Source organism: Streptomyces sp. NPDC093586 (genome assembly GCF_044764905.1).
Lineage (GTDB): Bacteria > Actinomycetota > Actinomycetes > Streptomycetales > Streptomycetaceae > Streptomyces.
On record NZ_JBIWJA010000002.1, the window covers coordinates 349765 to 375443 of the forward strand.

The 25679-nt window shown below is 72.4% G+C and carries 10 protein-coding genes; 1 reads left to right on the plus strand and 9 read right to left on the minus strand.

Annotated elements, in window-relative coordinates; translation table 11 throughout:
• Positions 1 to 10 precede the first annotated feature (10 nt).
• From ACIRFH_RS03815 to eccD, 9 genes are all read right to left on the minus strand, one after another.
• Complete coding sequence (locus ACIRFH_RS03815) at positions 11 to 14224, minus strand: hypothetical protein (protein WP_403516923.1); 14214 nt, start codon at positions 14222 to 14224, stop codon at positions 11 to 13.
• A 25-nt stretch (positions 14225 to 14249) separates the two neighbouring features.
• Entirely contained in the window at positions 14250 to 14591 is a 342-nt protein-coding gene (locus tag ACIRFH_RS03820; protein ID WP_403516924.1) for a hypothetical protein, read from the minus strand.
• Complete coding sequence (locus ACIRFH_RS03825; protein ID WP_403516925.1) at positions 14584 to 15096, minus strand: YbaB/EbfC family nucleoid-associated protein; 513 nt, start codon at positions 15094 to 15096, stop codon at positions 14584 to 14586. Before ACIRFH_RS03825 ends, ACIRFH_RS03820 begins: the two co-directional genes overlap by 8 nt.
• Positions 15096 to 17105 (minus strand): hypothetical protein, encoded by a 2010-nt coding sequence (locus tag ACIRFH_RS03830; RefSeq protein ID WP_403516926.1) that lies wholly within the window; start codon positions 17103 to 17105, stop codon positions 15096 to 15098. Before ACIRFH_RS03830 ends, ACIRFH_RS03825 begins: the two co-directional genes overlap by 1 nt.
• 46 nt (positions 17106 to 17151) lie before the next feature.
• Positions 17152 to 17613, minus strand: coding sequence for a hypothetical protein (locus ACIRFH_RS03835; protein ID WP_403516927.1), 462 nt, complete (start codon positions 17611 to 17613; stop codon positions 17152 to 17154).
• A 12-nt stretch (positions 17614 to 17625) separates the two neighbouring features.
• On the minus strand, positions 17626 to 17919 hold the full coding sequence (locus ACIRFH_RS03840) for a hypothetical protein (RefSeq protein ID WP_403516928.1): 294 nt from the start codon (positions 17917 to 17919) through the stop codon (positions 17626 to 17628).
• 59 nt (positions 17920 to 17978) lie between these two features.
• Positions 17979 to 18329 carry a hypothetical protein gene (locus ACIRFH_RS03845; protein ID WP_403516929.1) on the minus strand — a complete coding sequence of 117 codons (351 nt, stop codon included), beginning with the start codon at positions 18327 to 18329 and terminating at the stop codon, positions 17979 to 17981.
• Between the two features lie 160 nt (positions 18330 to 18489).
• A complete protein-coding gene (gene eccB, locus ACIRFH_RS03850) occupies positions 18490 to 19986 on the minus strand; it encodes a type VII secretion protein EccB (protein WP_403516930.1) in 1497 nt (498 codons plus the stop codon).
• Positions 19987 to 19993: 7 nt separating this feature from the next.
• Positions 19994 to 21376 (minus strand): type VII secretion integral membrane protein EccD, encoded by a 1383-nt coding sequence (eccD, locus tag ACIRFH_RS03855; protein WP_403516931.1) that lies wholly within the window; start codon positions 21374 to 21376, stop codon positions 19994 to 19996.
• 211 nt (positions 21377 to 21587) lie between these two features.
• Between eccD and eccCa the strand changes: the two genes are divergently transcribed.
• Positions 21588 to 25493: a type VII secretion protein EccCa gene (gene eccCa / locus ACIRFH_RS03860; protein ID WP_403516932.1), complete on the plus strand. Its 3906-nt coding sequence runs from the start codon at positions 21588 to 21590 to the stop codon at positions 25491 to 25493.
• The last annotated feature ends 186 nt before the right edge of the window (positions 25494 to 25679 follow it).

A 25679-nucleotide genomic window follows, 5' to 3' on the forward strand; every position in this document is an offset into this window, starting at 1 on the left:
GGTGGTGCGGTCATTCGCCCGGCGGGGAACCGGGCGGTACGGGCCCGCGCGCCGTCGCCGTCTCGTGCTCGAACCACTTCCGTACCGCCGCCGGTCCCGCTTCCCGGTCGCCGGCGTGCAGCGCGGCCAGGACCTCGTCCGTCGTGTGGTGGGCCGCCACGTAGTCCCAGAACCGCTCGATGTCCTCGGCCGTCACCATGAGGTACTTGGTGTCCTCGGCCGTCACCGCGAGATGGGCGATGTCCTCGGCCGTCACCGTGACGTGGTGGAACCAGGCCAGTTCGCGGGGTTCGAGACGGAGGTCGTGGAGGAGCCGCCTCACCAGGTCGGCGGAGTCGGCCGGAACGCCCTGCCAGAGCATCCCCCCGACGGTCCAGCCGTTGCCGGCGGTGAGATTCGGGATGGTACCGAGGAGCTCGGGGGCGATGCCGAGGCGGTCGGCGGTCTCGAGCACCGAGAGGGGGTGGGGCATCTTGTTCGTAGCCGGGTCGGTGAACATCGCAGCCGTCCTGCGGGCGTCCTCGTACCTCTGTTCCAGCTGCGTCGTCAGCGGGAGAGGGCCCGCTTCCCGGCCGGGGCCCTCGACGTAGGTACGGGCCTGGTCGGGCCGCATTCCGAGACGATGGACCAGGAGCGCGAGCGGGCGGGGGTCCAGGCCGTCGGGGAGCGCGGCGGTCGGGCCGCTCAGGCCGAGTCGCCACAGCGCCACGGCACGCGTCAGTCCGTCCAGGGTGAGCCGATCCCGCGACAGTTCCTCGGAGGGGGGAGTCCCGTACCAAACAGCGAACTCGGCCGACGCGCTCTGTGCCGTTCCCGCGGCGCCGAACTGGAATGCCATCTGGCCGAAGTCGTCGCGCCAGTACTGTCCGGCGAACTGCCTGGCCATCTCCTGGACGGTGTTCCCGGTCTCCCAGAACTCCCGGGTGTGCACACCGAACACCGTCGGATCGCCGATCAGGGTCGCGATCATCACCATCTCCAACCGGCGCGGGTGCACCCCGAGCAGGAGAGCCTGGGCGACGACGTCCTGGTGGACCGCCCGCTGTGTCCGCCGGTCCCAAGAGGTGAGCAGGTCACCGTCCGAGACCGCCTTGATCAGGCCGTTCAGCGTCTCCCCCCGGTCCTGCAGATGGGCGGCGAGGTCCCACCAGTGCTCGACGCCGATGCCCCGCGCGCTCGTCCACCTCACCAGCAGCAGCGGGTCCTCGACGCCCAGCCGGTCGGCGATCAGGTCCAGGTGGTCGAGGACGACGAGCGGGTCTCCGAAGCCGCGCAGGAGCGCGGCGACGCTCGACACGTCCTGGGGGTCCACTCCCAGCTCCTGGCTGAGGACGAAGAGGTGCGCCGGGTTGATCCCCGTCCCGGCCGCCGTCTCGGCGAGGGGTCCGTCGGGCTGCCACAGCGGCGGCACGCCGGGGCCTTCGTCGGTGTGGATGGTGTAGTCGGCGATCCGCCACACCCCGTCGGCGCCCTGCTCGTGGCGGATCTCCAGCCGGACGCCCGGCACGGGGAACGCCTCCAGCACCACCGCGTCGGGGACCTGCCGTCCCTCGACGGGGCGGGCGTGCAGGGAGTGCTGCAGCGCGGCCAGCCGCACCCGGTCCGGCGTCCAGTCGCCCCGCAGGTTCTCGGGGATCGTCAGGTCGCTTCCGGCGCCCGGGTGGAACAGGTGGCCGGTGGCACCGACCAGGTCCCGCGCACTGTGGTCGAGGCCGGCGTGGGGCGCGAGTTCCTGGGCGGTGTGCAGCTGTACGAGCGCGTCGACACCGGGCTCGTGGGTGAGCGGGCTCGGTCCGTGGAGGTCGAGCACCGCGAAGGTGGTGGCGCGCCAGACGGGGGTGGCCAGCGTCCCGGCGGGCGGCCTCCACCGATCCGGGCCGAGGGTGCGCGGGGCGGAGAGAAACATCGCTCCCAACCCGGGGCCGAGCAGCGTGCGGACGTCCCTCAGACCGAAGGATGCCGCGCGGTTCAGCAGCTCGGTGTCGGGTCCGCCGCCCGTGCCGTCGTACGCGACCGCGAACCGGAGCTCCACCGGGCCGAGCCCGGGGATGCCGCCGAGGGGCAGCCGGGCGCCCCGGACCGACTCCAGCAGGAAATCCATGCTGTTGTCCCGCGGCACGTGCAGCACACGGACGATCTCGGTGCTCTGTTCGCCGTTGCGGCGCAGCACCCGGTTCATCCGGTAGTGGGCCCCGTCGCCGGTGCGGAACTCGATGCCGTGCGCCTCGGCCAGCACCGCGGTGGACGTGTGGTCCCCCGCTCCGGACTGGTGCCAGGACGGCCGTACCCACTGGTGCTCGCCGTCGAGGACCTGCCCGTGCATCGGCACGTCCTCGACCACGGCGTGCCAGAGGTGGCCGCCGGTGGGCAGGAGGGTGAAGGACCCGTGTGCGAGGGCCTGTTGGTGGCCGGCGCGGAGGTATTCGTCCATCATCCAGTTGTCCCACCCGTCCGGGAAGAGGGTGTTGAGGCCGGCGACGCCGTCGGAGAGGGCGACGGTCGGGCCCGGGGAGGTGAGGGGGGTGCGGACGGCCCCGTTCGCCCAGTACCGCAGTTCGAGGGCGAAGGTGCCGGCCCGCAGGGTGCGGTTGTCCGCCGTGGTGGTGCCGAACGGCAGGTGGCGCACCGCCGGTCCGCCCAGGGGGCCGGCCTCCTCCCACCCGGCGGTACGCAGGTGGCCGCCGATGCCGCGGGACCGGTCGCCGAGTGCGAGGAAGTCCCACAGCCGGTGGGTGGCCAGCGGGTCGCCGCCCCGGGCGAAGGGGGCCGGGTGCGGTTCGTCGGCCGGGTCGGCGAACAGGGCCGGGGTGAGGTCGTCCTGCCGGGGTGACGGCTCGAAGTCGGTGATGGTGCCGTCGGACAGGGCGTGACCGCGGACGCGGACCCCCTGGTGGACGCCCTCGAACCCGCCGTCCTGCCGGATGCCGCCGCGCCGCAGCTGCTCGCGGTGGACGTGTACGGCCGCCGCGGCCGCCTCCTCCAGCGACCAGTGCTCGGGGAACATCATGACGGGCCGGCCGTCCGGGCCGCCCCCGGCCGCGAGGTAGGTGCCGTTGGGGTTGACGTCGTCCAGCGGCTCGGGCCGCGGGCGCCCACCGGTGCCGACGGGCGCCAGGAGACCGGCCGCACCGGTGGCCGGGTTGCCGCGCAGCACCCGCTCGGCGACGTCGAGCGGCAGGTGGGACGGCACGTCGTCGTGCGGACCCGGTTCGAGCCCGGCCTTCTTCCACGCGGTCTCGATCGCCGAGCCGATCAGGTTCAGGTCGCGGGGCATCAGCCGCTGGTTGTGCAGGTGGGAGCCGCCGATCCGCAGCGGGTTGATGTCGACCTGCCCGTAACGGGTGCCGAAGACCGGGCCTCCCATGAGGGCCCGGTCGATGTAGAGGGGGCGCAGGGTGTTCGCGTGCTCGCGGTAGTAGTCCCAGGGGCCGAGCAGGTGGGTCAGCTCGTGGGCGAGGACGGCGAGGCCCTCGCCGGGCAGGTTCCACTGCCGTGCCTCCATGCGGCCGCCGGGCGCGAAGGAGAGGTCGACGAGGTGGACACCGTTGCTGGGGCTCTTGAGGTAGCCGTCCTCCCAGCGCTCCACGGGTACGTCGGCATCGGTGAACTCCACCGCGACGTGGAGCAGGTCGCCGTTGGGGAGCCGGTAGCGGGGGGCGTTGAGGTAGGTGTCGAGGGCGGTCCCGGCGACTCGCCGGGCGGCCTCGGCGAGGTGCTCCTGGCCGGGCCCGTGGAGCAGCTTGACGGGGAGGGTGACCTCGGCCCGGACGGATCCGTCGGGGAGCAGCACGCGACGCGCTCGGAAGGCGCGGCTCTCGATCGGTCCGAGGTAGCCGAAGCGCCCGTGCTTCTCCCGGCTCGGGGGCGGGACGTCGACGGTGCCGAGGACCACCCCTTCGGCGGTGTCGTTCCCGCGCCAGGTCTCGACGTGGGCGGCGGCCTCGGCGGCGGGCAGGTTCCGCCACGCCCGGACCGCCGCGTGCGGTGTGGCGCCGAGTGTCTTCTGGTGGACGAGGTAGTGGGCGAAGGAGTCCAGTTGCTCGGTGCCGAGGGCGTCGACGTTCCGGTCCCCTGCCCCTGGCCCGGCCAGCACGGCGAGGTCCGCGGTGGTGAAGCCGTGGTGCGCGAGGTCGACGCGGAAGGAGGCCGCTGCCGCGTCGATCGCCCGGGGGGCCGCGGCGTGCCGGGCGAGATGGTGTCCGAGCAGCCCTCCGAAGGGGACCAGGACGGCGGCGTCGACGGCCAGGTTCCGGGCGAGGGCGCGGGCCTCGCCGAGCCCGGCGCCGCGGCCGAGGGCGGTGGCGAGGCCGACGGCCTGGGCGAGACTGCCGTCGGCGAGGAAGTGGGCGGCGGCGGCGCGGAACTCCGCGAGGGTCTCCCCGCCCGTGGTGTCGGCGGCACCGGCGAGTCGGGCGAGCGCCTGGACGTCGACGCCGGCGGGGAGGTCGCCGAGGTGGTGCACGGACGCGAGGTACCAGCGGGCGACCGCCTCGCGCACGTCCTCGTCGGTGGTGCGGCCGAGGTGCTCGGGGCCGCCGTGGGCGGTGTGCCAGGCGCGGAAGTCGGCGAGGGCGGGGCCGTGGCCCGGCCCGGGGGTGGTCGCGGGGCCGGTTCCGGTGGCGGTGCCGATCTCGGTTCCGGTGCCGGTCTCGAGGCCGGTGCCGGTCTCGGTTCCGGTGCCGGTCTCGGGGCCGGGGGCGGTCCCGGGGCCGGTCCCGGTTCCGGTGTCAGGGCCAGGGGTGGTCTCGGGGCCGGTCCCGGTTCCGGTGTCAGGGCCGGTCTCGGGGCCGGGGCCGGTCCCGGTTCCGGTCTCGGGGCCGTTCACCGTGCCGGGGGGAAGGCCGAGGTCGTTCACGGCGGCCCTGATCCGCGCGGTGTCCTGGAGGTCCCGCAGCCGGGCGACGGCGTCGGGGTGGGCGTCGAACCAGGCGGTGCCGATCCCCTCCGGTCCGATGCCTCCGTTCTCCCCGACGGCACGGACGAGACCGTCGGCGTCGTGCAGGCCGTGCGCGCGCAGGAGTCGTTCCAGGTGGTCCGGCCGTGTGCGCAGCCAGTGCGCCGCGCTGCTTACCGAGGGCGACGGTTGGTGGACGGGCGCGGTGAACCAGTCCACCACCGCCTCGCGTATGCGGTCGCGATCACCGCCGCCGACCAGACCGGCGAGCGTGGAGCCCCGGCGGGCCAGATGGTCGTCGAGGGACGCCCAGAGGGAGCGGTCGAAGCCCAGTTCGGTCATGTGCTGGTCGAAGGCGGCGAGACCCATCACGGGCAGGCCCAACCGGGCTCCCAGACCGGCGAGTTCGTCGTCGATCACGACGGTGACGGTGGTTTCGTCGTCGGTCGCGGTGGTCTCGGTGGTCGCGGTGGTCTCGCCTTCGTCCCGGGTGGCCGGGGTGAGCACGTCGAAGATTCCCTGGGAGACGGTGTGGTCGTCCGTCGTACGGCCGGCTTCCCCCTCACCCGTCGTCTGGGAGGCCGTGCTCGGTGACGGCATCGGAGACGGAACCGGGTCCGGAGGGGAGGTCCGCGCGTGCTCCCGCGTCCCGGACTGCTCCTGCGGCTGCGCCGGGACCGGGGGCGGCGTCGCGGTGTCCGGCTGCGCCGGGGGCGGGGGCGGCGTCGGCAGCACCGTTCGGTGGTCGACGTACCGGTACGTCCTGCCCTCCGGGTCGGCCTTCAGGTGCAGCAGGACGCCCCGCTCCCTGTCCCCCGGCTTCGCCTCGCCGCCGCCCGGCAGGAAGGTGTGCAGTTTCCCGTCGTGCGCCACGGTCACCGGCACCTTCCACAGGGCCGCCGCCAGCGCCGGGTAGAGGTCCGCCGTGCCGTGGCCGGCCAGCGTCTCGCGGTCGCCGTCCCGGCCCGCGGAGATCTCGGCGAGCGTGCGGCGCTGCTGCTCCGTCAGCGCCTCCTTCATCGGCGGGACGGCCCCGTCGCGGTCCTGGAACTCCCGCCCGGCCTTGGTCGTCGGGTCGAGGAGGGACAGCAGCCCCGCCCTGGTGACGTCCTCCGCGGTGAACGCGTCCGCCAGGTCCGGCGGCGCCATCGCGGCCAGCTCGGCGAAGCGTCTGGGCGTCTCGTCCGGTGTCCGCAGTTTCCCGGCCAGCTCCTGCCACAGCTCCAGGCCGTTCGCCCCGGCCCGATCGGGGTGCACGCCCCGCCGGAACCCTTCCGCCAGGGCGTTGAAGAACCCGCGGCCGTCGTTCTCGACGTCCACCAGGGGGTGGGTCGTCCCGTCGATCGTGATCGTGACCGGGGTGCCGCCGTCCTCGTTCTCCGAGAACTCCTTCTTCTCGCCCTCCGGCTCCGCACCCGGCTCGTCCTCGTGGCCGTACTTCTCCCTGAACCTGTCGGCCGCGGCCTGGGCGGCCCGGGTGTCCTGGATGTCCGGCCCGTCGCGGAAGATCGGGTCGGTCAGCCGTCGGATCTCGAAGTACTCGCTACGGGCCTTCCGCACCGCCTCCGCGAGGTCCTCCAGCGGCTTCACGAGCTCGTCCGGCGGCGCCGTGAGCTTGTTCAGTTTCGCCGTGAGGGCGGCCAGTCTCGCCGTGGACTCGTCGAGCCTCGCCTGATGGAACTCGCGCTCCCCGGGGTCGGAGCGGAGGTCGCGTTCGATGGCGTCGTGCTCCTCCTTCAGTTGCTCGTGCTTCTCCCGGTACTCCTCGACGCTGTCGAGTTCCTCCCGCAGCTTCCGGCGCTCCTCCCAGTACTTCTTGTCGCTGTCCTCCCACGCCTTCTCGGCCTCGGTCACCTTCTGGGCGGCCTTCTTCTCCGTTTCGACGAGCTGCTCCAGCTCGGCCCGGTCGTCCTTGCCGGTGGTCTCGGCCTTCGCTCTGGAGAGCCGGTCCAGCCCCAGTTCCTTCACCCGCTGGTCGCTCAGCCAGACGAGGACCGTCGCCTCCGTCTTCCCGGACTGCAGGGCGGCCGGGGCCGTGAACGGCCGGCCGACGGCGCTGTCCTTGAGGTGGCGCTTCGCCTCCGCGGCGAGGTGGAAGGTGGCGGGGACGGCGTACAGGTGGCCGTGCCCGGCGGGCGGCTTGAGGTTGAGCCGGGACTGCTCGGCCTGTCCGATCCGGTGCGTCTCGCCGGCGCTGTTGCCGACGCCGGCGCCGGAGACACCGGGGGTGACGAGCAGGTTGGCACCGGCGACCGCGCTGCCGGCGGCACCGGGCCCCGCCGTCCAGGTCAGTCCGGTCCCGTCGGACATCTCGCCGCCGGTGCCGGTGCCGGTCAGGTCGTCCAGCCGCACCTGGCCGCTGACGGCTATGCGGCGCGCGTTCGTGAAATCGAGGTGGGTGGCCAGGGTGAGCGTGGCCTCGACCCCGCCGACCAGGCTGTTGTCGGAGACGGTGACGGTGTGCTGGCCGCTCTGGGCCGCGCCGGAGGACAGCGCGGCGGTGAGGGAGGGGTCGTTCAGGGCGGTGCCGAGCGCGTCGGCGCCGGAGCCGCCGGGCTTCACGAGGCCGCTCGCGCGCGTGGCGTGGTTCAGCGCCTCGGTGAGCGCGTCGCCCTCGTACGGGGACTTCGGAGGGTTGCCGAGGTCGTTGCGGTGGGCCCGGGAGACGAGCAGGGTGCCGAGGTTCTGCACCTGTTCCGCGCCGATGACCTCGTGGATGTGCAGGCCGCCGTCGCCCTTGCGGGCCTTTTCGTCGTTCTTCTTCGTGGTCTCGGCCAGCAGGTCGGCGGGGCCGGCGCCGCTCTTCGGCGGATCGACCGTCACCGCGGCCTTCGGCCGCAGGCTCGTGGGCGGCGCCGGAGGAGTCGTCGGAGGCGTCGTCGAGGACGATGCCGGGGATGATGCCGGAGACGACGCCGGGGGGCCGTCCCCGTCGCCGTCCGGCTCCAGCATCAGGTACGACTCCGACGTGGTGACGGTGGCGTTCCAGGTGACCGGGTCGATGACTTCGCTGCCGTCGGCGTAGGTGACGGTGACGGTGGTCTTCCAGTCGGTCCTCAGCACCGCCTTCGGGCCGGGAAGGGTGGTGACCTGGGTGGTCACGCCGGAGACGGACTCGGTCGCGGTGACGGAGTCGCCGGAGCCGGCGCCGGCTCCGGCGGTGGGGCCGCCCGAGCCGCTCGGGACGCGCACCAGTTCACCGCCGTTGACGCCGTGCGCGCCGGTCCTCGACGAGGAGACGGACTCGTCCTGGGCCGTGCCGCGGTTCGCACCGAACTCGTGGTCGCCGAACAGGGTGTCGACGATCTCGGGCTTCCCGACGCGTTCGTGCCGGACGGTGATGGACACGTCCCTGCCCAGGACGTTCAGCGTCCGGACATGCGCGAGGGCGGAGGTGCGTCCGCGGGCCGTCAGCGGGCTTCCGCTCTGGAGGGCGGACCGGCCCGCGCGGGCGGACACCATGGCGTTGATGGTGTGCCGGGTCTGCTCGGCGATGCCCGCCCGGTCCAGGGCCTCCCCGAGTTTCTTCAGCCCGGCGGCGTCCTGCGGCGCGGTGTGCGCGAAGGCGCCGCGGCCCGCTCCGGCGAGGTCGTGCCGGTGGCGCCATTCCTCCTTGGCACCGGCGTCGGAGGCGGTAGTGACCTCGGCGGCGGTGGCGGAGCTCTTGGCGGCGGTGGCGGAGCCCTCGGTGGCGGTGGCGGAGCTCTTGGCGGCGGTGGCGGAGCCCTTGGCGGCGGTGCCCGTGCCCGGCACCGGGCCCAGACCGTCGTCGATCAGCTTCGCCCTGATCGCGTCGCGTTCCCTGATCAGACCGACCCAGCCGCCCGGCTTCCGGATCACCGGCGAGGAGTCGGCGCGGTGGCTCCCGAAGGGGCGGCCGAAGAGGCCCAGCGACCTGTGACGGGTGTCGATCCGGTAATCGGTGTCGCCGACGACCAGGACCCACCGGTCGTTGCCCAGCACCTGGTTGAGGTCGCGCGTCGAGGTGACGGCGGTCCCCTTGGTCGAGGTCCGGAACTTCTGCAGCCAGGTGTTGGCCGTTCCGCCCTGGCCGGTGAGGTGCGTGGCGCCGGCCGTCTCCCCACCGGCGAACATGCCGGTGGTGCCGAACGAGCCGCCCCACGATCCGCTCCGCGAGTAGCCGAACGCCTGCTCCAGCGCGGTGTTCATCTCGGGCGACGCGGTGAACGAGGTGCCCACCACCGTCAGGTTGTGGCGGGTCCCGGTGAGCGAGACGGACTCGTCCCCGGCGAAGAAGGTGCCCTTGTCGTGCAGGTTGCCGACGCTGTGGCCGCCGGTCGAGAACACCTGGTCGGAGAAGGCGGTGAGGGAGTGCTGCCCGAAGGCCCGCCGGATCCGCTCGGACATCACCGCCCCCGCGTCGGTCAGCTGCCACGCGTTCCCGGACGTCTTCCCGGCGAGGGCGAGCGCCGGGCCGAGCAGGTTCTGATCGGCCCGGACCGAAAGGGTGATGGCGGTCAGCCCCTCGGAGAGGATCGTGTCCGGCTCCGGGATCTCGACCCCCGACGGCTCGCCGGCCTGCGTCTTCCCGGTGAACCGGTCCCGGTCGGCGTCCGACATCCCACTCGCCCTGGACAGGGCGTCGGGCACGCCGAAGGTGAACGCCACCCGGTGGGAGGTGAGGGGGACGGACCTCTCCCCGTTCCGGACCTCGCCGATCCCGCCCAGTCCGGCCTGCTCGCGCAGCCACTCCACCGCCCGCAGGTGCGAATCCGCGCCGTACCGCGCCAGGGCCCGCATCCCGCCCAGGGTGAGTGCCTGCATGAGCGGCTGCGGAAACGCCGAGCGCTGGATCTCGAACGTCAGCTCGCCCGTGAAGTCGTAGTGGTCGGTGCCGGGGCCGGGCACGAACAGGTCCTCGCGGGTGGCGGTCCCCCCGGACTTGACCTGCCGGGTGGTCGTTCGGCCGCCGCGCGCGCCGATACCGCCGGTGCCGGTGGTCTGCGGTGCGCCCAGGGCGTCCTTCGCGTTGTCCCGGGCGGAGAAGGTCGCCTCCAGGCCCAGGTTCCAGGAGTGCGTGACCTGGTGGGCGGTGTCGAACCGTTCGCCGCCGCCGGTCGCCTCGGTCGGGGTGCGGCGGTTGCTGCCCGCGTACGTCGGACTGTTCAGGTCGGCCCGGATCGTCAGCGTGTAGCCGCGGTCCCTGGTGAACGACGAGCCGAGCAGCGGGACCCGGATGCCCTCGGCGGTGGCCGCCTGGTGCATGCCCTCCCGCAGCGCCTGGTCGGACAGGGCCGTCATCAGGCTGCGGGCGTTCGCCACGGCGAGGGCGGAGGTCCTGCCGCGGGGGAGGATCCTCTTGAACCAGGGGCGGTGCTGTCCGGCGGCTCTCACCTCGTCCCGGGTCGCGAGGGGCAGGCCGGGGTCGGCCTTCTTCAGGTCGTCGAAGAGGGAGTCGAAGAGCTTCTCCTCGGGGGTCCGGACGTCGTCCGCCGCCGCCTGCGGATTCCGCCGGGGCGTGTCGACGTGGATCGCGCCCGGCCGCCCCGGCCCGAGCAGGGTCACCTTCCCGTCGCCCCAGTAAGCGGGCTTCTTCGGTTCGTTGACGCCGGTGCGCAGGCCGTCCTGGTTGTCCCAGCCGGCCAGTCGCTGCGCCTCGCCGAGCGGCATCCGGACCAGGCTGCCGACGGTGAACGTCTCGTGCGCGCCGTCCGGCATCCGCACCGTGACCTTCGACTCGCGCAGCACGAGCACCGTCCGGACGTCCTTCGGGGAACGCTCGGCGTGCTTGACGCCCGCGGTGCCGCCCAGGTTGGCCGTGTTACGGGAGGAATGGCTGTAGCCGAAGGTCAGGCCCGCCTGGACGCGGGGCGCGGCGACGGCGTCCGAGAAGCCGGTGGGGTCCAGCTGGGCGCCCGCGAACAGGGTGGCGTCGAGGCTGTGGTCGCGGTGGACGCTGCTCTCGTTCTTCTGCGTGAACTGGCCGGTGTCGCGCAGTTCGAAGTCGGTGCCGGCGTCGATCACCCAGTGCCGGTGGGGCACCGGCCGGTCGACGGTGACGGTGCCGGACGCCGATCCGTCGGACGTGTGCAGGCGCAGCGGCGGTACGGGGGAACGGCCGTCGAGCTGGGTGAAGTGCTCGGCCGAGAAGTGGTCGACGACGGCCTTGTAGGTGGTGCTGCCGACCGGCGAGCCGGTCTGCTGGAGCACCCAGTCCGTCATCGCGTCGAGGTGGAAGTACGCCTCGGTGTGCTCGATGCCCGCCCGCTCGCCGGACTCCGTGGTGAACGTCAGCGGCACCCGGTCCTTGCGCGGGTCGGGCCGGGTGCTGGTCGTGTGCGACTCGGGGACGCGGACGATCAGGCCGCCCTTGACGGTGTGGGTACGGACCTCCGGGGGCTCGGCGGACTCGGTGGCGGGGACGTCGTGGAGGGTCAGTTCGTACGTGACGTCGGTCTTGAGCTCGACGGACGCGCCGTGGCTGCGGGTCTCGCCCTGCGCCAGCAGCTGGGTGGTGAGGTTGTGGTCCCGGCCGGTGGTCATCGCCGGGGTGACGGTGATCCGCCCCACCGCCCCCGCGCCGACCACCGCGGCGGAGACCGGCGCCCGGACGGTGCTGGACTCGGAGTAGGACGGGCCCTCGGTCTGCTGGGAGCGCTGGACGGTGTCGAACTTGACGGGGGTGGCGGGGGCGTCCTTGTCCGGTGGGGCGTCCTTGTCCGGCGGGGCGTCCTTGTCCCAGGCTTCCCGCCGGGGGAGCGCCTTGACGCGCAGCTCCTGTGCACGGCCGTCGGTGGTGGTGACGGCGAAGCGGCGGCCGTCGCCGAGGAAGGTGTGCGGCTGCTGCGCGAGGGCGAGAGCGAGGGCTTGCGGCTCGTGCAGGGTGACGTCGGCCTTCTTCACCAGCTCGTCGGCGAGCTGCGCGGGGTCCTTGCTGCCGTGGTCGAGCCGGACGGCGAGGTGCCCGCCGACGGCGCCGCTGAAAGGGGGCTTGTCCTCGGTGCCGTCGAGGTAGGCGGAGACGTCCTTGAGGAAGTCGGGGACGGGGGTCTGCGTCGTCCCCTCCGGCGTCGTCGCGGCGTTCGGCCGGGCGCCGCCGGTGTTCCCGGCGGTGACGTCGTCGCCGTTGTCGCCGCCGTTGTCGTTCCCGTTGGCGTCCTCGGTGGTGGTGACATCGGTGGTGGTGACATCGGCGTCGGCGTCGTTGGTGCCGGCCGGGGCCGGGCCGCCGAGTTCGGTCAGCTCGATGTCCTGGGAGGCCGTCTCCGGCACGGACGCGGATGCCGTGGTGGGGGCGGGGGTGACCGTGGGCGTGGGGGAGCTCGTCGTGGTGACGACGGGCTCGGTCCGCGTGCCGAAGCCCTCCTGCGCGGTCGGCTCCAGGGGGCTCGGGGCGCTGAAATGGCGCATCCCCGAGGAGGGGCCGGGAACGGGCGTGCTCGATTCCGTGGGCCGCGGGGCGAAGGACTTCTGCGCGGGCGGCGTGCCCGGTCCGTTCCCGGGCCCGGACGGTGCGGGTGTCCGGGGTGTCGGCTGCGTCTGCGTCTGCGTCTGGGGGGTCGGCTGGGTCTGCGTCTGGGGTGTGACGTGCGTCTGCGTCTGGGGTGTGACCTGCGGCTGCGACTGGGGCGTCGGCTGCGTCTGCGTCACCACCGGCGAGGGCGCCGGGGAGGCCGTGGGGTCGGTGGACTCCGGGGAGGCCGTGGGGCCCGTAGTACCCGGGGAGGTCGTGGGGTCCGTGGGGGCCGTGGACGCCGGTGGCGTCGTGGGTGCGGTGGGCACCGTCGTCTCCGGCTCCGCTTCGGTGCCGGTTTCTTCGGTCGCCTGCGCGGTCTCGGTCACCTGCGCGGTCGTGGTCGTCTGCGCGCTCTCGGTGGCCACCGTGCCCCGTCCGAGCGGCGCCGAGGGGTCGTTCGGCGTGATCTTCGGCCCGTACTCGCCCGGCATCTTGTCCAGGGAGTCGAATTTCGCGTGGACGTCCTTGAAGAAGTTGGCGATCGGCGAGTCCGACCCGGCGAGGAGGGGGTGCACGATCGTGTGCCGTATCGCGTGGCCGAACGCGGTCGGCACGACGCCCGAGACGAACGTCTGCCAGCTGGTGGTGAACTCCCCCTGGGTCATCAGGTTGTACGTGCCCTCGGCCAGGTTCTGGGCGCCCGCCTCGACCAGTGCCGACGTCCCGTACAGGCCCGCCGCGTAGCCGAACTTCTGCATCCTGGTCAGCGTCTCGGACATCGTCTTGGAGCTGAGGGACTTCGCCACGTCCTGGGTGATGGCGTGCGACAGCGTCTTCAGGGCCGCCGCGTCCACCTGGCCGCCGACGCCCTTCGCCAGGTCCTTGGCGATCTTCTCGGACACCTGGTCCACGGACGCCGCCGTCGACCAGTGCTTGTTGAGGGAGCTCGCCCAGGTCTTGCCGACGTTCCGTGCCGCGTCCCCCTCCAGCCCGTTGAACCCGTACTTGGCGAAGGCGTTGCCGACCTTGTCGACGAAGCTGTCCGAGACCAGTTTCCCGGTGCTCTTGTTGAGGTTCTTCGCCAGTTCCCCGTCGGCTCCTCCGAGGAGGTTGCCGAGCGTGTGCGCCAGCCCCTTGTTCGCGGCGGTCTTGCCGGCCAGCGTGTCGAGGTGGTTGCCGATCTGCGTGCCCAGCCACTTGGCCGCGTCGCTGCCGACGAGCTTGCCGATCTGCTTGCCGAGCGCGCCGCCGGCCAGGCTGAAGACACCACCGAACACGCCCTGCACGGCACCGAATCCGAGCGCGCTCTTCGTCGCGTTCACGTCCCACTCGTCGCGGGTGCCCTTCTTCATCTGGATCAGCTGGACGATCACGTCCATCGCCCCGCCCATCGTGACGCTGATGGCGGTGTGGATCAGGATGCTCTTGATCAGCGCCTTGATGACGGACTGGGCGACGACCTTGAGCGCCACCTCCGCGGCGGCCACCGAGGCTTCGGCGACCGCGTTGATCCCGGGTATCCACCACACCGCCGCCAGGAACGCCAGCTCGGCCATCAGCTGGATGACCTGGCCGAGGATCATCCACTTCGCGTACTCCGCCTGGGTGGCGGTGTCCCGGGCGATCTTGGCGAGGTTCTCGGCCTGGGCGGCGCAGCCGGTCAGGACCGACTTCTCGCCGCCGCCCGCCAGGTAGTCGGCGTACTTGGCGAACTCCTCGGCGGCCTGGCCGGAGAAGTTCTCCTTGATGTAGTTCGTGGCGCTGGTGAGGTAGGTCTGGAGTTCCTCGAAGTTGCCGACCAGCGCGTCGTAGTGGTCGGCGGCCTCCCGCAGCAGGTCCTCGTCGACGGACGGCCACTTCTCGCCCGAGAAGACCATGAGCAGCGTCTGCGCCTCGGGGGACGGGGTCAGCACGGGCGCCGCCGCGTGGTGGTGCGCGTCACTTTTCCCCTCCGGCCGCCTTCCAGTGCCGGGCCAGCAAGGTGGCCTGGTCCTCGGCTTCGCCGAAGATCTTCTTCACGTCCTGGCCGTTCTGGCCCAGCTGGGTGACCAGGATGTCCAGCATCTTCAGGGTGTCGGTGAGCGGCGGCATGCCCACCTTGATCTGCTCCAGGTACTGCTTCGACGACTCGTCCTCGCCGTCGCCGCCGCCGCGGGTGTTGAGGTCGTTGACGGCTTCGGTGTTGGCGTGCCCCTCGGCCAGGGCCGTGCTGAGGTTCTCGTACTCGGTGAACCCCTGCCAGGTGGCGTCGCCGGCCTTCAGTTCGTTGCCGTCAGCCATCGTCCCCGCCTCTCCGGGGCGCGGGCGTCTGACCGAGGTGCTTCGTCATCTCCCGGATCGGGGCGAGGAGTTCCTCGACGGGCGAGCCGGCCAGCATCGACCGGCGCATCTCCGCGCCCCTGCCGCGCAGCGGCTCGAACGCCTCGCGCGCGGCCTCGGCGCTCTCGGCCTGCGCCCTGCCGATCAGCTCCACCAGGACCTTGCCGAGGCGTGCCTGGTCCATCCGACGGTAGTCCTCGGTGTGGAACTTGATCTCGCGGACGTCGCCCTGGGCGCCGACGGTGACGCTGATGGCGCGGTCCTTGGAACGCACCGTGGAGGTGCGGGCGGCCAGTTCGCGCTGGACGGACGCGAGCTTCTCGGTGTGCTCGCGGACCTGCTGCTGCATCTCGTCGAACTGTTCCTGGAGCGTCGAGCCGAGGATCGACTCGAACTGCTCGCGCGCGGAACGGGGGCGCGGCGCGGAGCCCTCGCCCCGGACGCCGCCGTCGTTCTGCTCCGCCATCAGCCGATCACTCCCGTCGAGGTGCACTCCTGGGTGCCCCACGTCTCCTCGTCCTCGTCCAGGTAGCTCTTCCGCTCCCGGTGCTGCTCCTGTCCCGCCGGGGCCCCGCCGCCCGCGCCGGGCGGCGGCGTCATCGGCGGAGAGGACGAGGTGCGCGGCCCGCTGCCGGTCCCCTCGGTGACCCTGACGCCGGGCTCGGCCGAGGCGGTCCTGACCCGGCCGGCCGGTGGTTCGACACCGACGGGGCCCTTGCCGTTCTTGCCGAACGTGTACTCGGAGAACGTCCCGTCGGGGTTGCGGACCTTGAACACGCCCTTGCCCTGCTGCGTTCCGCCCTCGCCGTTGCCACGGGTGCCGGGGTGCTCGCCGGACAGCCGGGAGGTCTCGCGGAGGCGTGCCAGCGCCTTCTCGTTGTCGCGCCGCTGCTGCTCGGCGCGCCGCTGTGCCTCCTCCTGCTGCTTGAGCCGTTCCTGGTACGCCTTCTGCTGCGCCTCGGCCTCGCGGCGCAGCGCCTCCTGCTGCTTCTGCTGCTGCTGGAAGGCGCCGGGAGGAGCCTTGTGGACCGACCCGTCGGGGTTCTTGAGCGTCTTGCCGTCCGGGCCGGTGACGGTGCCGTCCTTGTTGATCGTGGAGCCGGGCGGGAGGTGCGTCAGGCCGCCGCCGGGGCCGAACACCCCCGGGCCGGTGACGTCCTTGTCGGTGCCGGTGCCGGTGCCCGTGTCGAGGTCCCCGAGGCCGGTGTTCCCGGTGTTCGTGCCCCCGTTGCCGGTGACGCCCTTGCTGTCGAAGACTCCCGGACCTTCGGCGCTCAGGTTCTTCAGCCGGTTCTCCAGCGCCGCTCCGGGGCCCTCGCCCCCGGTGCCGTTCTGTTCGAGGGTCCCACCGCCCCCGCTGAACTCTCCCTCGCTGTCGCCGCCCAGGAGCTGGTTCTCGTCACCGGTCCCGCCGATGCCGGGAGCCTTCTTCGTCGGATCGTCCGGGCCGCCCTGGGGGTTCTTCAGCCCCTTGAGCAGGGAGGCGATGGCGTCGGCCGTCGGGTTCTTGCCGTCGGCGAGGTTCGGGCCGCCCTGGCCGGTGCCGGCGGGGGCGTCCCAGGTCGGTTTGTACGGGGGGATGATGGCATCGGTTGCGTCGGTGTAGGCCTTGCTGATGGCGGTCGCCGCGGCGGATGCGGGCCGGTCGAGGCTCTCGCCGACCTGAGCGAGCCAACGGTCCTTGGCCTTCTGCTCGAAAGCGGTCCAGAAACCCGGCGCGTTCGGGTCGCCGAGCGTCGCTGTCGTCAGCCAGCCGTTGTTGAACGTGTAGGCGCCCTCCCCGAACTCCTCGCGGAACAGGTCCCCCAGGATCTGGGCGGGCCAGGCGTTCTTCTCCGTGCCGTACTTCAGGAACAGGTCGTACAGGCCCCGCAGCTCGTTGGTGGCCACGGTCCGTGCGTCGTCGATCTGCTTGGAGGGGTCACCGGGGTTGATCATCTGTGTATGCAGGTCGCCGAACTGGTTCGCAACGCCGATGAGCATGCTGCGGAACTGTCCTGCCGCAGTGCCCTGGAAGTCGGAATCGGGGACGTCGATCTCCTCGGCCCAGCCCTTGATCCTGTGGAACCAGTCCTTCAGGAACCGCTGGACACCCTTGACCGTGTTGCTGGCGTCGTCGAAGCTGAGCAGCGCGAAGACGGAGTTGCCCTCGTTCGAGAGCGCCTTGCGGAGGGTTTCCCTGGCACGGAAGTGCCACAGGTAGACCGCTTTGTCCCGGGGCAGTGGGTCCTTCAGGTCCGGGCTGATGTTGAAGCCGACCTGGTAGTTGACGAGCAGGATCTCGTTCAGGTACCACGTCTTGTGCCAGCCGAACTCAAAGCCCCCGGGTGCGCCGACCTCCCCCGCCGCGTGGTGCCAGGGATTCACGTAGTGATTGGAGATCCACTGCAGACCGGTGACGTCCGTCCGCTTGGCCGGAGGGGTATCGGATTCGGCGAAGAGGCCCAAGAGTTCCTCCCAGTTCGCGTTTGCCATCCTTCCTCCCTGAACTCCCGGCCTGCTCCGCCGTCTCGACGCGCGGTCAACTACCTGTGCTGGTCGGCTGGTTGCCCGCTGTCGGCTGTGTGTTCTTGCCGCTGCCGCTGAACAGGGCCAACGGCTCCCTGAGGTCGTCCATCATCGACTGCAGGGCGAGGTCCTTGGCTTCCTGCTCGCCCTGCTGAGTGATGTGGTTGACCCCGATCACCTTGTCGGAGAGGACCTTCATCCCGTCCTGCAGACCTTCCAGGATCGTCACCATGTCCGTGGCGAACTTCTTGAAGTCCTCCCGCAGGGCCTTCGCCGAGGTGACCACCGAATCCGGGTTGCCCGTGAGGAGCTCGTCGTACTCGCCGGATCCGCCCTGGCCGCCGTAGCCGCGCAGCTTCTTGATGTACGGCTCTTCCCTGAACTGCTCGAGGAACAGTCCGTTGATCTTGTCCCGCGCGAAGCCCTGCAGGTACTCCGCCGAGACCTGGTAGGTGGAGGTGGTGTCCTCAGCCACGACTCACCCCCGTCAGCTCGCCATGATCTTGGCGCCCTGGCCGTCGTGCTCGTGATGGGTGCTGCCCATGTTGTTCAAGGTCTGGTGGCCCTGGTTGAACGCCTCGTCCATCCTGCTGATCGCGGCGTTGAGCTGTGTCTGGACCTCGACCCAGGTGTTGGCGCTGTCGCCCTTGGCGTTCACGGCGAGGTCCTGCACGCCCACGATCAGCTCCTCCAGCGCGTTGCGCATGTTCGCCGTGAGCTGCTGCATGTCGCTGGTGGCATCGGCGAGGCCATTCCAGTTGATCTTGATGTTGCCGGACACGGCGTGCCCCTCTCCCGTACGACGGATGTGGTCGGATCAGCTGCGGTCGGGGACCCTGATCAGTTGCGGTTGAGGACGTCGAGGATGCCGTCCGAGACCGCGGTGCTGTCGAACCCGCTCTTGGCGTGCTGGAGGGCGGCTTCCTCACCGGCGTCGAGCACCTGCTGCTGCTGGTTCAGCTTGTTCCAGACGTCGTCGACGGAGCGCATCGCCGCGGTGTAACCCTGCTGCCATGCCACGAACTTCTGCCGGAAGATCTCCGCGGAGCCGGAGTCCGTGTAGTAGTTCGCCTCGACGTTGGCCCTGATGCCTTCGGCCACCCCGCCGGCCTGCTTCATGAACCCGTAGTGCGTGTCCAGCGCGGTGACCGCCTTCTGCGCCGCTGCCGCGTCCTTGACAAGCTCGGACATCGCTGTCTCCCTCTGAGCCGGAACTCGGTGCATGGCGGGGGAAGGCATGGCTCAAGTGACACAGAGTTCACCCCAACCCCACGCGCATCAGTGAGATTAACTGCTGAATGATCACTTGTCGCCAGTCGCGCAGGGGAGTTATCGGCCCGCTGCCCCTTCTTTACTTTCCGGCGCCGCATTGTTCACGGATTCGTGTCCTTTTCGGGGGATCCTCCTCCCCGTTTTTCGTATCCGCGCCCGTCTCGCCACCCCCCGACACCGCGGACGGGTCCAGCACGGGACCGCTCGGAAGAAGGTTCAGCAGCCGGCCCGGAACGTCGACGGCCGTGCCCGCCCGGTATCCGAGTTGCTTCAGCCCCGCGGCGGTGACCGGATAGGAGACGCCCGACTCCGTGACCAGGTACAGGGAGTCGCCCGTACCGGCCGACGAACGGGCCCGGACCAGGGTGCCCGCTCCCGGGCGCACCCACGTCCGGTCCACCGGGACGCACGGTGCCGTCACCCCCGACTGGGCGGTGGGCGCCGAGCCGGGCACCTCGGCCGCCGGGACCAGGGCCACCGTCGTCGTGTGCCCCTCGGCGGACGGCGTCACCCGGGCACAGACCTGCTCCTGCGCCGGGTCCACCGTCGTCACCTCCGGCACCGAGCCGGGCAGTCCGGCCGCAAGCTGCTGCGCCGCCGACGCGGGGGCCTGATGGGCCGCCAGGTCGGCCGGACCGATGGCCCGTTCCACCACGGCCCGGCCGCCGTACGCCTGCTCCTGGGTGCGCGGATCGCCGTGCAGCAGGCGCCGGGCCAGCCCGGTCAGCGGCACCAGCCCGTCCGTGCGCAGCACGTAGTGCTGGCCCCCGGCCGAGAACAGCTGCCCGACGCGTGTGGCGTCGCCCGCGAGTGCCGGTCCGGGGCGGCCCCGCCCGGCGATCTCCGGCGGCGCCAGCCCCGGGCCGGCGTCCAGCGCCGTCAGGAACGACGCGCTCACCGGTACGGGCGTCACCCCCGCCCAGCCGAGTGCCGCAACCGTCCCGTGCCGGGTGTCGACGCGGAACCGGCGTCCCTGCCAGACCAGTTGCTGCCCCTCCCCCGGCGCCGTCACCAGCACGCCGCGGTCGGAGCCGAGCCCGTCCCCGGCGTCCGCCGGCCCCGCCACGACCACGCTGGTCAGCGGCTTCGCACCGCCCGTCGCGTCGGCCGGCCGCACTCCGGCGCACACCGCCCACGTCTCGGGGCCGGGCGCGGCCGGCAAGCCGTCCGGGGCGCCCACGATCCCGATGGGGGCGCCGCGCGGCGCGTCCTCGATCGACCGCGACGCGGCCTGTTCGACCGTCATCCGGTCCCCGGCCACCAGCCGGGCGGACGCCTCGTTGAGCACCGGATGGAGCGTCCCGCCGACGTTCAGGTAGCGGGCGCCGGTGTCCTTCACCACGACCAGCGCGCCAGGTGTCCGCCAGGACGTCCCGCCCCCCGGTCTGATCAGCCCGTACAGCACCGTCACCACGCAGGCCAGCGCCACCAGGAGCGCCCCCCACCGCATGCCGCGCCAGGTCCGCGCGGTCGGTGTGTCCGGTGCGTCGGGGTCGTCCCTCAGCAGGCCGCTGGCCAGCCTGCCCATCACGTAGAGGTGCGCCTGCACCTGGTCCTTGCGCGACTGCACCGGCATCAGCGCCTCACCCCTGGATTCCGCGCAGCGCGCCGAACACCCCGGCGAGCAGCACCGCGAGCGGCAGCAGCACCAGCGCGCAGAGGGTGTGCAGGAGGTCGGCGATCCGGCCCCAGTAGGGGACGAGCCGTCGGCCCGGCACCGTCCACGCGGCGATCGCGGTGGCCGCTGCGAGGGCGGCGACGGCGGCGGTGACCTCCAGCCGCCCCGGCATCCCCAGGTCCGTCGCGCGCACCACGGCCGCCAGGGTGATGCCGTACGCCCCGGGGACCGCCATCGCGAGCCGGTGCCACACCGCGCCGACCACCCTGACGTGCAGCAGCAGCAGCGTGCTCAACACCACGGCGAGCAGCGGGGGCGTCCAGCCGTCCCCGGCGGTGAGCAGCACCGTCTCGCAGGCGGCGGCCACCAGCCCGAGGGCGGTGTACATCCCGGTCAGGTACCGGTCGGCCAGCTCGGCGCGTTCGCGCACCTGCTGGGCGGGGAACGGCTCGATGCCCTCCTGGAGTTCGCTCGCGTTGGACGGCAGCGGCGGCATCCGCATCCCGGCGAGCCGGAAGCACAGGCCGGGCACGAATCCGCCCGCGAGCACGGTCGTGACCGCCAGCCACCCCGCGACCTGCGCGAACGACATCCCGGCCAGGGCGATCGCGCCGGCCGCCACCGTGAACACCGCCACCGTGAACGCCCCCAGGAAGAGCGGTGCGAAGGCGCCGACCGCGGCCAGGGCGACGATCGCCGCGCCCGCGCCCGCGGCCCCCCCGGCCAGCAGCCGCGGGCCGAGCATGTCCTCGCCGTACCCGGCGACCGGTACGAGTGCGCCCGCGACGGCCAGGTAGGGCACGGCCAGCACGCCGAGCACGGCCCCCGCGCCCGCGTCACCGACCGCCCGGGAGGCGGCCAGTCCGCCCGCCACCAGCAGCGACGCGAAGACGGCGGCGGCTGTGGCGCGCCAGACGGCCTCGCCCGGCAGCAGGACGGTGATCAGCCCGGCGGTCAGTGCCGCCACGGTGAACCCGAGGAGCAGGCGGCGGGTCAGCTCGGGCCGCCAGGTGTCGGAACGCGCGCGCAGCGACTCGCCGATGCCGTCGACGAGGTCGTCGTAGTCGACCTCGGGCAGGGACTCGTGGCGGGCCCGCAGGTAGAGCGTCTCGCCGTCGCGCAGCTCCAGGGCGGCCGGGGTGCGCTCCTCGTCGAGCGGGGCCGCGCCGAGCCGTTGCAGGCTCCAGCCGCCGTGTTCCAGGCCCTGTTCGTCGAGGTCGCCGCCCGCGTACTCGACGAGTACCGGCAACAGATCCGCGAGAGGGACATCGACGGGTATGCCCAGTTCGAAGGTTTTTTCCGGGCTCCTGATGGTTATTCGGCAGAGCCCGGCGGTCTTGTCGCTCACGGTGCGCGATTCACTCCCGCCATTTTTTCCGATCGGGATTCGCCCCGGGATCGGCTGCACATTATCGTGAAGATCGTTACGACTGTAAGGTCGTCCGACCGCACGGCAATCGGCGCCCTGAACGCCGATATCGCATCGCCGACACATCGATCCGGGAGCCGGTTTGAGCACCGTCACCTTTCGGCGGCCTCCGCGCCGGGTTGGCCCGGCCATGCCCGACGGCGAGCTGACGCTGCAGGAGCCCCCCTCACTGCCGGAGCCCCAGGGCGCCATGAGCGGCATCGTCACCTACCTGCCGATGGCGTTGAGTTCGCTCGGCATGGTGCTCGTCTTCATCCGCCCCGGGCAGGGCAACGGCGTGCTGATGTGGGTGGCGATCGGCATGATGGGCGCCTCGGCCGTCGGCATGCTGGTCGCCCAGTTCCTCCGGGCCGCCGGGGACCGCAAGCGTGCGCTGCGCGCCGAACGCCGGGACTATCTGCGGTACTTGACGACCAGCCGGCGCCGTGTCCGCAAGGTGGTCGAGCAGCAGCGGCGCGCCCAGGAATGGCGCCACCCGCTCCCCCAGGCGTTGTGGTCGGTCGCCCGCACCGGGCGGCTGTGGGAACGGCGCGCCACCCATGACGACTTCGGTGAGGTGCGGATCGGCACCGGCGAGCAGCGGCTCGCGCTGACCCTCTCGCCGCTTGCCACCAAGCCGGTCGAGGACCTGGAGCCGCTCTCCGCGCACGCGCTGCGCCGCTTCATCCACACCTATTCGACGGTCGGCGACCAGCCGGTCGCCATCCGGCTGCGGTCGTTCTCGCGGGTGCTCCTCACCGCGAAGGAGGAGCACCGCGACGCCTCCCGGGCCGCGGTCCGGGCGCTGGTCGGCCAGCTCGCCGTGGCGCACGCCCCGGAGGACCTGGCGATCGCCGTGGTGGCGGACGGCGACGCGCTGCCGTCCTGGTCGTGGGTCAAGTGGCTGCCGCACGTCCAGCACCAGTCCGACGTCGACGGGGTGGGCTCGGCCCGGCTGGTGGCCGAGACGGTCTCCGAGCTGGAGCCGCTGCTCGGCGAGGAGTTCGCCGGCCGGCCGCCGTTCGAGCCCGGAGCGGAGCCGAGCCGTGACGAACCGTTCACCGTCGTCGTCCTGGACACCGCGTCCGTACCGCCCGGGGCCCGGCTCGCCGAGTCCGGTTACCGCAACGCCGTCGTCGTCGACGTCCGCGGAACGCTGGACGGTGCCTGCCCCGCCCGCGGCACACTGCGCCTGCGGGTCGAACCGGACGCGCTGGCACTGCTGTCCACCGCCCCGGACGGCAAGCCCACCGAGACGGACCTGGGCCGGCCCGACGCCCTCGGACCGCACGCGTCCCGTGCCCTCGCCACCGTCCTCGCCCCCTACCGGCTGGGCGCCGCGGCGCGGACCGAGCGCCCGCTCCAGGAGAACATGGAGCTGACGGATCTGCTCGGCATCCGCGATCTGCACGCCGCCGATCCGGCCGGTCTGCACCGGCCGCGCAGCTCCGCGGAACGGCTGCGGGTCCCGATCGGCATCGGTGCGGACGGCTCGCACATCGAACTCGACCTCAAGGAGTCGGCACAGGGCGGCATGGGCCCGCACGGCATGCTGATCGGCGCCACCGGTTCCGGCAAGTCGGAGCTGCTGCGCACCCTGGTGCTCGCGCTGGCGCTCACCCACTCCTCCGAGACGCTGAACTTCGTCCTCACCGACTTCAAGGGCGGCGCCACCTTCCTCGGCCTGGACCGGCTGCCGCACACCTCGGCCGTCATCACCAACCTGGCCGACGAGGCCGCGCTGGTCGAGCGGATGAAGGACGCCCTGCACGGCGAGCTGGTCCGCCGCCAGGAGGTGCTGCGCAAGGCCGGGAACTACGCCTCCGTCCGCGAGTACGAGGAGGCGCGGGCGAACGGCGCCGCCCTCGACCCGCTGCCCACCCTGTTCGTCGTCGTCGACGAGTTCAGCGAACTGCTGGCCGCACACCGCGACTTCCTCGACCTCTTCGTGATGATCGGACGGCTCGGCCGCTCGCTCTCCGTGCATCTGCTGCTGGCCTCGCAGCGCCTGGACGAGGGCCGCATCAGCCAGTTGGAGAGCCACCTGTCCTACCGGATCGCGCTGCGCACCTTCTCGGCGATGGAGAGCCGGGGCGTGCTCGGTGTCCCGGACGCCTACGAGCTGCCCCCGCAGCCGGGCAGCGGTCTGCTGAAGAACGACGTCGGCGCGCTCACCCGGTTCAAGGCCGCCTACGTCTCCGGCCGGTACCGGGTGGTGCGTCCCGCGATCCGGCAGGCGGTGGTCGCCGGGCAGGTGGTGCCGTTCGAGGCGGGCTGGGTGGCGCCCCGGGCGCTGCCCGACGTCGGTCCGGAGACCGAGCCGGACACGACGGAGGAAGAGGAGGGGAACACCTCCGGTCCCAGCCTGCTCACCGTCGCCGTCGACAGGCTGGAGCGCTCCGGTCCGCCCGCCCACCAGGTGTGGCTGGCGCCGCTGGACGAGTCCCCGACGCTCGATCTCCTGCTGCCCCCGCCGGGGGCGCCCGGCGGGAAGTTCCTCACCGTCCCCGTCGGCGTCATCGACCGCCCCTTCGACCAGCGCCGTGACGAACTGGTCGCCGACCTCTCCGGCGCGGGCGGCCACGTCGGCATCGCGGGCGGCCCCCAGTCCGGCAAGTCGACCCTGGTCCGCACCCTGATCACCGCGCTCGCCCTCACCCACAGCCCGCGCGACGTCCAGTTCTACTGCCTGGACTTCGGCGGCGGGACGCTCACCTCGCTCGCCGGGCTGCCGCACGTCGGCGGCGTCACCGGGCGCCTCGACCCGGAGCGGATGGCCCGGACCATCGCCGAGGTCGGCAACGTCATCACGCACCGCGAACTGCTCTTCGCCGAGCGGGGCGTGGAGTCCATGGCCGACTTCCGGCGCCGCCGTGCCGAGGGCGAGTTCCCGGACGAGGCGCACGGCGACGTCTTCCTCGTCGTGGACGGCTGGAACACCATCCGGCAGGACTTCATGGACCTCGCCCCGGCGTTCAACCTGATCGCCTCGCGGGGCCTCAACTTCGGGGTGCACCTGATCGTCGCCTCCGGCCGTTGGATGGAGATCTCCGCCGCCCTCCGCGACCAGCTCGGCACCCGCTTCGAGCTGCGCCTGGGCGACCCCGTCGACTCGATGGTCAACATGCGGGCGGCGGCGACCGTCCCGACCGTCCCGGGCCGCGGCCTGACGGCCGACCGCATGCACTACCTCACCGCGCTGCCCCGTACGGACGGCGACCCGCGCGCGGAGACCGTCGCCGACGGCGTCGCCGCGCTCGTCCGGCAGGTCGCCGCCGAGTGGGACGGCCCTCCGGCGCCTCCCGTGCGGATGCTGCCGATGAACCTCCCGGCGGACGCACTGCCCGCCGCCGACGGCGACCTGCGCGTCCCGCTCGGCCTGGAGGACCAGCGGCTCGACGTCTTCCACCACGACTTCGAGGAGCACCCGCACCTGGTGGTCGTCGGTGACGTCGAGTCCGGCAAGTCCAACCTGCTCGCCCACGTCGCCGACGGCATCCGCGCCCGGTACACCCCCGACGAGGCGCGGATCGTCCTCGTCGACTACCGGCGCGGTCTCGCCGAGGCCGTCCCCGACTCCCACCTCCTGGGCTACGCCACCGGCGCCGGTCTGCTGGGGCAGATGGTCGACGGGGTGGCGCGGGCGATGAAGGAGCGGGTCCCGGGTCCCGACATCGCCCCCGCCCGGCTCAGACTGCGCGACTGGTGGAGCGGACCCCGGCTGTTCCTCCTCGTCGACGACCACGAACTGGTCTCCACGAGCGGCCTGTCGGGCGGCGATCCGTTCGCCCCGCTCCACGAGTTCCTGGCCCAGGCCGACGAGATCGGACTGCACGTCGTCGTCGCCCGCAGCGCGAACGGCTCCGGCCGGGCGATGCTGTCCGACCAGTTGCTGCGCCGCCTGGTGGAGGCCAACACGCCCGTCCTGCTGATGAGTTGCCCACCGACGGAAGGCCAGGTGGTGGCGGGGACGAAGCCGCGTATCCTGCCCGCGGGGCGGGGCCTGTACATCACCCGCCGCCGCACGGCGCAGATCCAGACGGCACACCGGTCCTGACGGCCCGGCCCCGCCCGCCGCGCCTCCGCCCCCGGTGCTCCGCCGTCCCCTGCGACGCGTCGGCGGCCACGACCGGCGGGACCGTGCCCGGCCCGGTTCCCGCGCCACCGGGTGGGCCGGGGCCGGGCGCCGGGGCGCCGGGATGCCGGGATGCCGGGATGCCGGGGGTCGGCGCGGGATCCGGCC

What these genes read in the sequence shown, in the direction of transcription:
- eccCa (WP_403516932.1), top strand. Translation starts at nt 21,588, where the DNA reads ATGCCCGACGGCGAGCTGACGCTGCAGGAGCCCCCCTCACTGCCGGAG.
- ACIRFH_RS03825 (WP_403516925.1), bottom strand. Translation starts at nt 15,096, where the DNA reads ATGGCGGAGCAGAACGACGGCGGCGTCCGGGGCGAGGGCTCCGCGCCG.
- eccB (WP_403516930.1), bottom strand. Translation starts at nt 19,986, where the DNA reads ATGCCGGTGCAGTCGCGCAAGGACCAGGTGCAGGCGCACCTCTACGTG.
- ACIRFH_RS03830 (WP_403516926.1), bottom strand. Translation starts at nt 17,105, where the DNA reads ATGGCAAACGCGAACTGGGAGGAACTCTTGGGCCTCTTCGCCGAATCC.
- ACIRFH_RS03845 (WP_403516929.1), bottom strand. Translation starts at nt 18,329, where the DNA reads ATGTCCGAGCTTGTCAAGGACGCGGCAGCGGCGCAGAAGGCGGTCACC.
- ACIRFH_RS03820 (WP_403516924.1), bottom strand. Translation starts at nt 14,591, where the DNA reads ATGGCTGACGGCAACGAACTGAAGGCCGGCGACGCCACCTGGCAGGGG.